At 29.1% G+C, this 11,867-nt stretch carries 8 protein-coding genes; all 8 read left to right on the plus strand.

Annotated elements, in window-relative coordinates; translation table 11 throughout:
* Window positions 1–225 (plus strand): mannonate dehydratase (locus ABHC41_RS14325; protein WP_271893128.1); only part of this gene is annotated, 225 nt, incomplete at its 5' end.
* Window positions 226–347: 122 nt separating this feature from the next.
* Window positions 348–1,748, plus strand: coding sequence for a glucuronate isomerase (uxaC, locus tag ABHC41_RS14330; protein WP_166505647.1), 1,401 nt, complete (start codon window positions 348–350; stop codon window positions 1,746–1,748).
* A 22-nt stretch (window positions 1,749–1,770) separates the two neighbouring features.
* Window positions 1,771–3,828, plus strand: a complete 2,058-nt coding sequence (locus ABHC41_RS14335) for a TIM barrel protein (RefSeq protein WP_330405512.1) — start codon at window positions 1,771–1,773, stop codon at window positions 3,826–3,828.
* Window positions 3,829–3,857: 29 nt separating this feature from the next.
* Window positions 3,858–4,856: a Gfo/Idh/MocA family oxidoreductase gene (locus ABHC41_RS14340; protein ID WP_092925138.1), complete on the plus strand. Its 999-nt coding sequence runs from the start codon at window positions 3,858–3,860 to the stop codon at window positions 4,854–4,856.
* 5 nt (window positions 4,857–4,861) lie between these two features.
* The gene (locus ABHC41_RS14345; protein ID WP_092925140.1) at window positions 4,862–5,719 is read left to right on the plus strand and encodes a sugar phosphate isomerase/epimerase; all 858 of its coding nucleotides are present in this window, start codon (window positions 4,862–4,864) and stop codon (window positions 5,717–5,719) included.
* A 67-nt stretch (window positions 5,720–5,786) separates the two neighbouring features.
* Entirely contained in the window at window positions 5,787–7,238 is a 1,452-nt protein-coding gene (locus tag ABHC41_RS14350) for an MFS transporter (RefSeq protein ID WP_092925142.1), read from the plus strand.
* Window positions 7,239–7,497: 259 nt separating this feature from the next.
* Complete coding sequence (locus tag ABHC41_RS14355) at window positions 7,498–9,801, plus strand: glycoside hydrolase family 2 TIM barrel-domain containing protein (RefSeq protein WP_195238274.1); 2,304 nt, start codon at window positions 7,498–7,500, stop codon at window positions 9,799–9,801.
* Between the two features lie 78 nt (window positions 9,802–9,879).
* On the plus strand, window positions 9,880–11,607 hold the full coding sequence (locus ABHC41_RS14360; protein ID WP_092925146.1) for a glycoside hydrolase family 3 N-terminal domain-containing protein: 1,728 nt from the start codon (window positions 9,880–9,882) through the stop codon (window positions 11,605–11,607).
* Window positions 11,608–11,867 lie beyond the last annotated feature (260 nt).

Raw genomic sequence — 11,867 nt, forward strand, 5'->3', positions numbered from 1 at the left:
GAAAGTAGTTTCAATGAAGTAGCTCATTTATCTGAGTGTGGATCGCTTGATTTTTATGAAATAGTAAAAGCATACTGCGACTATGACTTTAAAGGACCATATAGACCAGATCACGGTAGAATGATATGGGGAGAAACAGGAAGACCAGGATATGGACTATATGATAGAGCTTTAGGAGCAGTTTATATAAATGGATTAATAGAGGCTATAAATAAGAATAAGTAATTTGAAAAAATAGTCTAAAAAAGGAAAATAAATTCAAAAATAATCCAAAAATATATAATAAAATATAGAGTAATATTATAGTAGAGTTAAAATTTAATTAAGTGAAATATATGGGGGTAAATATGAAAACGTTTATGGATAAAGACTTCCTATTAAATAGCGACACGGCAAAAACATTATATCATAACCACGCAGCAAAAATGCCTATATTTGACTATCACTGTCATTTACCAGCAGTAGAAATAGCAGAAGATAAGACATATGAAAATATAACTCAAATGTGGTTATACCACGATCACTATAAGTGGAGAGCTATGAGAAGCTTTGGTATAGATGAAAAGTATATCACAGGAGATGCTACTGATTTTGAAAAATTTAATGAATTTGCTAAGATGATGCCTTATTTAATAGGAAACCCTATATATCACTGGTCTCATTTAGAGCTTAGAAGATACTTTAACATAGAAGAAACTCTAAGTGAAAAAACAGCCGAGATTATATGGGAAAAAGCAAATCTTAGTATCAAAGAAAATAACCTAAGTGCAAGAAAATTAATAGAAATGTCAGATGTAGTATACATAGGAACTACAGATGATCCAGCTGATGATTTAATATATCATAAAAAAATAAGAGAAGATGAAAGTTTTGAGTGTAAAGTAAGACCTACATTTAGACCAGATAAAGCACTTAAGATAAAAAACGAAGGTTTTATAGATTATATAAAAGCTTTAGGAAAATTAGAAAATGTAGAAATAAAAACATACAGTGAACTTTTAAAAGTACTTAAAAATAGATTAGACTTCTTTGTAGAAAATGGATGTAATATAACAGATCATAGTTTAGAAAGAGTTTATTTTGAAAATTCAACAATAGAGGAAGTTGAAGAAATTTTTGTTAAAGTTTTATCTGGAGAAGCTATAAGTGATAAAGAAGCTTATAAGTATATAACTTTTACATTAATAAGTTTAGGAAAGATGTATAGCGAGAAAAATCTAGTTATGCAACTTCATATAGGTGCTCTTAGAAATAATAATACAAGAATGTTTAACAAAGTAGGGGTAGATGCAGGATTTGATAGTATTGATGATGGGGAAATCGCTTATTCATTATCAAGAATATTAGATAGTCTAGATGTAGAAGATAAACTACCTAAAACTATACTATACTGTTTAAATCCAAAGGATAACGAAGTACTAGGTACTATGATAGGTAACTTCCAAGGTGGAGGCATAGCTGGGAAAATACAATTTGGTTCTGGATGGTGGTTTAATGACCAAAAAGACGGAATGGAAAGACAGTTAATGGCACTTTCACAACTTGGATTAGTTAGTAAATTTGTAGGAATGCTTACAGACTCTAGAAGTTTCTTATCTTTTACAAGACATGAATATTTTAGAAGAATACTTTGCAACTACATAGGTAACTTAGTTGAGAATGGAGAATATCCAAACGACTTAGACATACTAGGTCAAATAATTGAAGATATATGTTTTAACAACTCAAACAAATACTTCTTAGGATAAAACATTTTATATGGGGGCGCGTATGTTAGAAAATATAAAGATATCGGGATTTTCAGATGAAATAAGCAGTGATTTTGATACACAACTTCAAACAGTAACAGAACTTGGTATGGAGTATATATCAATAAGAGGGGTAAATGAAAAAAATTTTAGTGAATATAGTATAGATGAACTAAAAACTTATATAAAGCCAAAATTAGAAGAATATAAAGTAAAAGTATCTTCTATAGGATCACCTATAGGTAAAGTATTTATAGATGATGAAGAAGGTTTTAATAAGCAAGTAGATTTATTAGAAAAATTATGTGAAATGGCAAGTATACTAGAGTGTAAGTATATAAGAATGTTTAGTTTCTATATGCCAAAAGGTAAAAATCCTGATGACTATAGAGATGAAGTTATAAAAAAATTAAATATATTTACAGAAATAGCTAAAAAGCACAACATAATACTACTTCATGAAAATGAAAAAGACATATACGGAGATATATCTTCTAGATGCTTAGATATATTAAAAAGTGTAAATTCAGATAACTTTAAAGCTATATTTGACTTTGCAAACTTTGTTCAGTGTATGGAAAACACTAAAGAATGCTATGAACTATTAAAAGAATATATAGTATATTACCACATAAAAGATGCAAATAAACGTGATAATCAAAATGTAGTATGCGCAACTGGTGAAGGTAAGATAGAAGAAATACTAACAGATGCTATAAAAAATGGATATAAAGGCTTTGTAACTATGGAGCCACACTTAGTTATATTTGATTCATTAAAAGATTTAGAATTAGAAGATGTTAATGAAATAATAAAAGAAGACAAAGGTCTAGACGGAAAGAGTGCTTATGCACTTCAATATAAATCTTTAGTAAACATATTAGGAAAAATTGAGTTTAGATTAAACAAATTTGGAGGGGACGATATGAAACAAGTAAGATTTGGGATAGTTGGAATAGGTCAAATGGGTGGATCTCATGCTAGTTGGTTAGCAGAAGGAAAAGTAGCAGGAGCTAAGTTAACAGCAGTTTGTGATATAAACCCAGCTAAAAAGGAATGGGCTAATGAAAAGTTACCTAAAGATGTAAAATTCTTTGATAACTACATAGACATGTTAGATAGTAAAGAAATAGATGCTGTATTAATAGCTACACCACACTACGATCATCCAGTAATAGCTATAGAAGCATTAAACAGAGATTTACATACATTAGTTGAAAAGCCAGCAGGCGTTTATACTAAGAAAATAAGAGAAATGAATGAATTAGCAGAGTCTAAGCCACACTTAGTATTTGGTATGATGTTTAATCAAAGAACAAACCCATTATATCAAAGAATAAAAGAAATAGTAGATAACGGTGAAATAGGGGAAATAAGAAGAACTAACTGGATAATAACTACTTGGTGGAGACCACAAGCATACTATGATATGAGTGACTGGAGAGCAACTTGGTCAGGAGAAGGCGGAGGAGTATTAGCTAACCAAGCGCCTCACCAATTAGATTTATGGCAATGGATATGTGGAATGCCAACTAAAGTAAGAGCTAACTTACAATTTGGTTCTCACAGAAATATAGCTGTTGAAGATGATGTAACTGCTTTTGTTGAATACGAAAACGGAGCTACTGGAACATTTATAACTTGTACACATGACATATTAGGAACTGATAGATTTGAAATACACGGGGATAAAGGTAAGATAGTAGTTGAAGGAAGTAAGAAAGTAACAGTTAAGAGAATGAAAGAAAGCGAAAATGAATTAAACAAGAGATTAACTTTTGCTGATGTTGCAAATCTTTTCAGAGGAGAAGGTATGGGAGATTTATTCGAAGTTGAAGAATTTGAAATACCAGATCAATGGGGAGTTCAACATATAAATGTTATGATAAACTTCACTGAAGCTATATTAGAAGGTAAAAAATTATTAGCACCAGGAACAGATGGTATAAATGGAGTTATATTATCAAATGCAATGCACTTATCAAGCTGGACAGGAAAAGATATAGAATTACCATTTGATGAAGATTTATACCTAGAAGAATTAAACAAGAGAAGAGAAGCTGAAAAAGCTAACGCATAAATAAAAATAGGAGAAAGAAGGGAAAATATATGGCACTAAGAATAGGGATTATAGGTCTAGGAGATGTTTCTATGGTTCATCTTCATGCAATTAAATCAAATAAAAATGCAAAGCTAGTTGCAGTATGTGATATAGATGAAAATAAAAAAGATTTAGTAAAAGATGCTAAATTTTATACAGACTATAATGAGATGATTAAAAATGAAAACTTAGATTGTGTTCATATATGTTTACCACACTACCTTCACTATCCTGTAACTAAAGAAGTGGCTAATCTAGGAGTTAACATACTCCTAGAAAAACCACTTTGTTTAAACGCGAAAGAAGCTAATAAATTTAAAAAATTACATGACAATACAGATTCTAATATTTGTATATGTCTACAAAATAGATACAACAAAACAACAAAGCACTTATTAAATATAGTAAATTCTAAAGAATATGGAAAAGTAATTGGTATAAAGGGGATAGTTACTTGGAGTAGACCAAAAGAGTATTATGACATAAAGCCATGGAGAGGTAGTATGAAGTTAGCTGGTGGTGGAGTTATGATAAATCAGTCTATACATACATTAGATTTAATGCAATTATTAGGTGGAAAAATAGATTCTATAAAAGGTCAGGTTAGTAACTTATTAGATTATGATATAGAAGTTGAAGATACAGCTAGTGCTAGTATAAATTTCTCAAATGGGGCTAAAGGGTTATTCTTTTCAACAATAGCATATTGTGACAGCTCTAGTGTTGAGATACAGGTAATACTTGAAAAGGGTAAATTTACTATAAAAGATAGTAAATTATATAAATCAGTAGGTGGAGAAAAAGTTTTAATAGTAGAAGATGATAAACTTAGTGGAAGTAAGCATTATTATGGAGCTAGCCATAAAGAAATTATAAATGATTATTATAATTGCTTAATAAATAACACTAAAGATTATATAACTATAAATGACGCCATACCTTCTATAAAAATTATAGATAGTATAAGAACTTCATCTAAGGATAATAAACAAATATTATGGGGGTAAATAATATGACAAAACCAACAATAGGCGTTCAAATGATGATGCTTAGAGAAAAAGTACAAGAAATGGGTATAACTGAAACTTTCAAAAGAGTTAAAGAAATAGGATTTTCAACAGTAGAATTATCTCAAATACCTATGACAGAAGAAAATGTATCTGAAATAAAAAAATGTTTAGATGAGCTAGATATGAAAGTATGCGCAACTAGTGCAGCTATAAAGTCTTTAATGCCTTCTATTAAAATGGAAAACTTAAGAGATGACTTTGACAAAATAGTATCAGATACTAAAGCATTAAATTGCAAATATATAAGAGTAGGAATGATATCATTTGATTGTTTAGGATCAAAAGAAAAGATAATTGAGTATACTAAAGAATTAAATGAATTTGGTAAAAGATTAAAAGAAGAAGGTCTAGAACTTTATTATCATAATCACCATGTTGAATTTGCTAAATATGATGGTGAGTATATAATGGATATAATGGCTAAAGAAAGTGACCCAGAGTATTTAGGATTTGAGCTTGATGTTCATTGGTTACAAAGGGGAGGAGTAAATCCATTAGAGTGGATAAAGAAACTAGAAGGAAGAATAAAGATAATACATATAAAAGATTATAGAATAGCTCAAACTATAGACTTATCAGGTGGAATGGAACAAATAATGACAAATATGGCATTAATGGTTCAATTTGCTGAAATAGGAGAAGGAAACTTAGACATAAAAGCTATAATAGATTTAGCTGGAGAAACAGGGGTTGAACATATATTTATAGAGCAAGATGATACATATGGAAAAGATCCATTTGAAAGCTTAGAAATAAGTGCAAGAAATTTAAAAGCATTAGGATACGAAGATAGATTTTAATTAGTAATTTTTTTTAAAGATTGGGAAAACAATTTCAAAGATTTAATAATCGAAAGGGGAATAAAAAGTGTCTAACGTATCAAAACAACAATATAATAGTGCTAAATTATGGCAAATAGGACTTTTCGCTTTAAATAATACTGCCACAAATGTAATAATGTCTATAATGACTTACTTGGCAATATTTAGTCAAAATATACTAGGTATAGCTGCGGTAACTATAGGGGTAGTTATAACATCTATGAGAATATTTGACGGTATAACAGATCCAATAATAGGATATATGATAGACAAGACTGAAACTAAGTTTGGTAAATATAGACCATTTATGCTAGTTGGAAATATTATATTATTAATAACTGTGTATTTAATATTCGGAGTAGTACCAAACCTTAGTAAATCAATGAGATTTCCGGTACTTTTAGGAATATATGTAATATACATAATAGGATACACATTCCAAACAGCTTGTACAAAAGCAGCACAAGCGTCATTAACTAATGACCCTAAGCAAAGACCATTATTTACAATATTTGATTCAATATATAATAGTATATTATTTTCAGTATCAGCATTAGTAATAACTTCTATATTACCTCCAATGTTTGCTGATGGATATGAAAATGGTTTATTAAATCCTGAAATGTGGAAGATGGCAGCAATAATATTTGGTGGAACTTCATTTGTAATGACAATACTTGCAATTATAGGTATATCAGGGAGAGATAAAAAAGAATTTTACGGTGTCGGAAGTGCAGCAAATCAAGTTAAGTTTAAAGATTACTGGCCAATAATAAAGTCAAATAGAGCTATACAAATGCTAGTTATAGCAGCTTCAACTGATAAGTTAGCAAGCACTCTTGCTAATGCAACTAAGATGTATTTATTTGGTAACGTATTGATGAATATTAGTTTACAAGGTGAGATGAGTGTTATAACAACTCCAGTAACAATAATTATAACAATAATTGGAGTTAGATATGCATCAAAACTTGGGCAAAAGAAAGCTTTTGTTGCAGGTACTTGGTTAAGTATGGCAATGTTATTTGCAATGATTATAATACAACCATTTGATAATGTATCTATGACTAATATAAATTTAAATACTATACTATTCTTATCTATAACAATACTTCAAGGTGCATTTGCAGGGATATCAGGAAATATAGTTATACCAATGATAGCAGACTGTGCAGACTATGAAACATATAGAACTGGAAAGTTTGTTCCAGGTATGATGGGGACATTATTCTCATTTATAGATAAGTTAATATCATCATTTAGTTCAACATTACTTGGAGTAGGGCTTGCTATAATAGGTATGGCAAATGCAGTAATAGTTCCAAATACTCCAGCAGATACTAAGTTTTTCTGGTTAATAATGACGTGTATGTACATAGTACCAATATTTGGACATATAGCATCTATAATAGCTATGAAATTCTATCCATTAGATGCAGCTAAAATGGCTGAAGTTCAAAGTGGATTAAACAGTATAAAAGAGAAACAAGGTGCTTAAGGTTAAATTTTATTTGAGTGTTTTGTAAACATATTAATTTAAGTTTAAAGTAACGTATTTTAATCATAAAGAATCTCATGTAGTGATATATGAGATTCTTTGTGATTTTATTTATAATAAAAAAGAAGGTTTAGTAATAGAATTTGAAAAGTCGTTAAGTTAACCTGTAAAATAAAATTAATACTAGTATACCAATAAACCAAAATATATGATATACTAGTATTAATCTTAGGAAAATGTTTTACAAAGGGGAGATATTATGAGAAATATTATTAACATCAATGACAATTGGAAATTTGTAAAAGAAGATATTAAAGAAGCTTATATAAAAGACATTAATTTAAGCACTTGGGAAAATATAAGCATCCCCCATACTTGGAATGCTATAGATGGAATAGATGGAGGCAATGATTTTTATAAGGGAGCTTGCTGGTATAGAAAAGAGATATTTATAAATAAAGAATATGAAAATAAGAAAATATATATAGAATTAAATGGATCAAACAGTATAACAAATGTATACTTAAATGAAAAACATTTAGGAGAGCATAAAGGAGGATATTCTACTTTTAGATTTGATATAAGTGATGTAGTAGAATATGGAAAAGTCAATACAATAGCAATTAAAGTAGATAACTCTATAGTTGATGATGTATATCCTATATGGGCAGATTTTACATTCTATGGTGGTATATACAGAGATGTTAATCTAGTTGTTACAGATAAAACTCATTTTGAATTAATGAATGAAGGTTCTTTAGGAGTATATGTGTCACAAGATAATATAACTAAAGAAAGTGCAAGCATAACTGTAAAATCAATAATAAAAAATGATTGTGAAAAAGAAGAAGCTATAAAATTATGGATAGATGTATTAGATAAAGAAGGAAATATTGTAAAATACAATGCAAAAGATATATTATTAAACCCAAATGAATCTAGGGAAATATCACTACCAATAAATATAGAAAACCCTATACTATGGCATGGGGTAAAAAATCCATATTTATATAATGTAAAAGCATACATAATGAAAGATAATGATGTATTAGATGAATTAATAATACCAACAGGGTTTAGATACTATAGATTTGATGCTAAAGAAGGATTCTTCTTAAATGGAGAACATATGAAGTTAAATGGTGTTTCTAGACATCAAGATAGAAAAGATAAAGGTTGGGCACTAAGCAAAAAGGATCATGAAGAAGACATGAAACTTATAAAAGAAGTAGGTGCTAACTCAATACGTTTGGCTCATTATCAACACGATCAATACTTCTATGATTTATGTGATAGAGAAGGTATGATAATATGGGCGGAAATACCATTTATATCAGTTATGTCAAAGACTGATTTAAAAGGTGAAAATGCTAAGAGCCAATTAGTTGAATTAATACGTCAAAACTATAACCATTCAAGTATAGTTATGTGGGGAGTACAAAATGAAATACAAATAGGTGGTATAACTGACGAGCTTAGAACTCTAGTTAAAGAACTTCACCAACTAGCTAAAAAAGAAGATAGTACTCGTTTAACTACTCAAGCACAAGTTATGATGGTTGAAAATGAAGATGAGTTTCATAATTATACAGACATAATGGCTTATAACAAATATTATGGATGGTATCAAGGTGAAGTTGAAGAATTTGCTCAATGGTTAGATGATTTTAATAAGGTAAATCCAGATACTTGTATAGGTATATCAGAATATGGTGCAGAAGGAATAATTAAGTATCATACAGATAATCCACAAGTAAAGGATTATACAGAAGAGTACCATGCACTATATCATGAAAAAGTAATGAAGATATTTAATGAAAGAAAATTTGTATGGGGTACATACGTATGGAATTTCTTTGACTTTGGTTCTGATTTTAGAGATGAAGGTGGAGTTAAAGGAAGAAATAATAAAGGTTTAATAACATTTGATAGAAAAGTTAAAAAAGACGCATTTTATATGTACAAATCACTTTGGTCAGATGAAAAATTTATTCATATAAATAGTAAAAGATATATTGATAGAGAAAATAAATTTATAAATGTCAAAGTATACTCTAACTTAAATGAATTAACTTTATTTGTAAATAACGAAGAAGTAGCTACATTAAATTCAAATCATATATTTAACTTTGAAAATATAGAGTTAGTAGATGGACAAAATGAAGTAAAAGTAGTGGCAAAGAGTGAAGGCAAAGTTTACACGGATTTTGCTATATTTAATAAAGTAGATGAAAGAAATTCTATTTATGACTGTCCAGAAGATAAAGGTGGAGTAGTTACAAATTGGTTTAATGATGATAAAAACAAGTTTGATGATGTTGAAATTAAAGAACTTAATATTACAGATGATGTATATTCAACAAAATGTAAATTTAAAGAATTAATGGCCAATGAAGAAACTAAATCTATAATTGAAAAATATTTTGGACAAATGCTAGAGGGCCCAACTGCAGGTATGTTAGAAGGTATGACAATTGATCAATTAGCAGAATTAGCAGGTGGTCAGATAAGTGATAAATTTATATACGTATTAAATTCAGAATTAGTTAATATTAAAAAATAGTAATCAAATAAGGTATATAAATTTTATATACCTTATGATTATAAATCTAAAAAGACATTTATCAAAAGGGGGATTAAAATGAAAATAGATTTAAAAGCAAAACCATTTTACTTAGAAGATGAGGATATCAAGTGGGTAGAAGATACATTAGCGGGATTATCTTTAGATGAAAAGATAGGACAAGTATTTGTAGATATGCTTTGGAATAACAATGAAGAAGAGATAAAAGAGCGTATTAATAAATATGGCATGGGAGGATTTAGATATTCTAATATGTCAGCTGATAAGTTATATGAACAAAATATGACTATACAAAATACTAGTAAAATACCAGCACTAATAGCAGCTAATATAGAAGCTGGAGGAGATGGTGGTATTGGTGGTGGAACACATATAGGATACCATGTAACAATAGGGGCTACACAAGATAAAGAAAATGCATACAAATTAGGATATTATGGATGTAAGGAAGCAGCTGCTATAGGATGCAACTGGACTTATGCACCTATAGTTGATATAAATAAAAACTGGAGAAACTGTGTTGTATCTAGCCGTTGTTTCTCAAGTGATGCAGATGTTGTACTTGAAATGTCAAAAGAATATTTAAGAGGTGCAAATGATGCAGGTCTTGCTTGTTGTATGAAACATTTCCCAGGAGATGGATTAGATGAGCGTGATCAACACATAGTTACAACTAATAATATGATGAGTTGTGAAGAGTGGGATAATGAATTTGGTAAAGTATATAAGGGAATGATAGATGCAGGTGTTGAATCTGTAATGATAGGACATATAAGACTTCCAGAATACTCAAGAAAGTTAAAGCCAGGCATAAAAGATAATGAGATAATGCCAGCTACTATAGCACCTGAATTATTACAAGGATTACTTCGTGAACAATTAGGATTTAACGGATTAATACTTACTGATGCAACTCATATGGTAGGACTTACTTCTATGATAAGAAGAGAAGATATGATACCTACAACAATAGCATCAGGATGCGATATGATACTTTATTATAGAGATAAAGATGAAGATGTTGAAGCTATGAAAAAAGGACTTGAAAATGGAATATTAACTCATGAGCGTTTAGATGAAGCTGTTACTCGTGTACTTGCATTTAAAGCTATGTTAAAATTACATAAGAAAAAAGAATCAAATACATTAATGCCACCAAAAGAAAATTTATCTGTTATAGGATGTGAAAAACACTTAGAAGTAGCAAAAGATGTAGCAGATAAAGCTATAACTTTAGTTAAAAACACTAAAAATCAACTACCAATAACGCCAGAAACTCACAAAAGAATAATGCTATATACTGTAGACTCAACAGGGTTTGCATCTAAAGTATCAATGGCAGGAACAGGTAGCTTACAAGATAAAGTGAAAAATGAGTTAGAAGCACAAGGATTTGAGGTAGAAGTATTCGATCCAAATACATCTTTAAATGGAAAGCAATTATTAGCTATGACTCCAATAAAAGATTTTGTTGATAAGTTTGATGCAGTAATGCTGTTTGTAAATGTACAAGGATTCTCTCAAAGTAATGTACGTCGTATAACATGGGCTATGCCAATGGGTCCAGATATTCCTTGGTATGTTACAGAACTACCTACAGTATGTGTATCTGTAAATAATCCATTCCACTTAATAGATGTACCAATGGTACCAACATATATAAATGCATATACAGATAATGAAAATACTATACATCAAGTAATACAAAAGATAATGGGAAAATCTGAATTTAAAGGCGTAAGCTCAGTTGATGCATTCTGTGATTCTTGGGATACTCGTTTATAATTTTAATATAAATACTAAAATAAGAAATAAGCTATTTAATTAGCATAAAATATAAAAAAGCTATAAACTATAGGAATTAAAAACCAGAGTTTATAGCTTTTTTATGTATGTATTTCTTATATATAAATTAAATTAATATAAATTATAATAGATTATAAAATACATGAATAAAGTATATATAGGAAGATTTTAAAATTTTAAATATATATATAAAATCAGTTGATATAAACATCTATTATTGTTATTATAAATAACATAAA

The sequence above is a fragment of the Romboutsia sp. 1001216sp1 genome (assembly GCF_039841805.1).
GTDB lineage: Bacteria > Bacillota > Clostridia > Peptostreptococcales > Peptostreptococcaceae > Romboutsia_C > Romboutsia_C hominis.

Coding starts and splice junctions, on each gene's coding strand:
- ABHC41_RS14355 (WP_195238274.1), top strand. CDS start 7,498: ATGAGAAATATTATTAACATCAATGACAATTGGAAATTTGTAAAAGAA.
- ABHC41_RS14340 (WP_092925138.1), top strand. CDS start 3,858: ATGGCACTAAGAATAGGGATTATAGGTCTAGGAGATGTTTCTATGGTT.
- uxaC (WP_166505647.1), top strand. CDS start 348: ATGAAAACGTTTATGGATAAAGACTTCCTATTAAATAGCGACACGGCA.
- ABHC41_RS14335 (WP_330405512.1), top strand. CDS start 1,771: ATGTTAGAAAATATAAAGATATCGGGATTTTCAGATGAAATAAGCAGT.
- ABHC41_RS14345 (WP_092925140.1), top strand. CDS start 4,862: ATGACAAAACCAACAATAGGCGTTCAAATGATGATGCTTAGAGAAAAA.
- ABHC41_RS14360 (WP_092925146.1), top strand. CDS start 9,880: ATGAAAATAGATTTAAAAGCAAAACCATTTTACTTAGAAGATGAGGAT.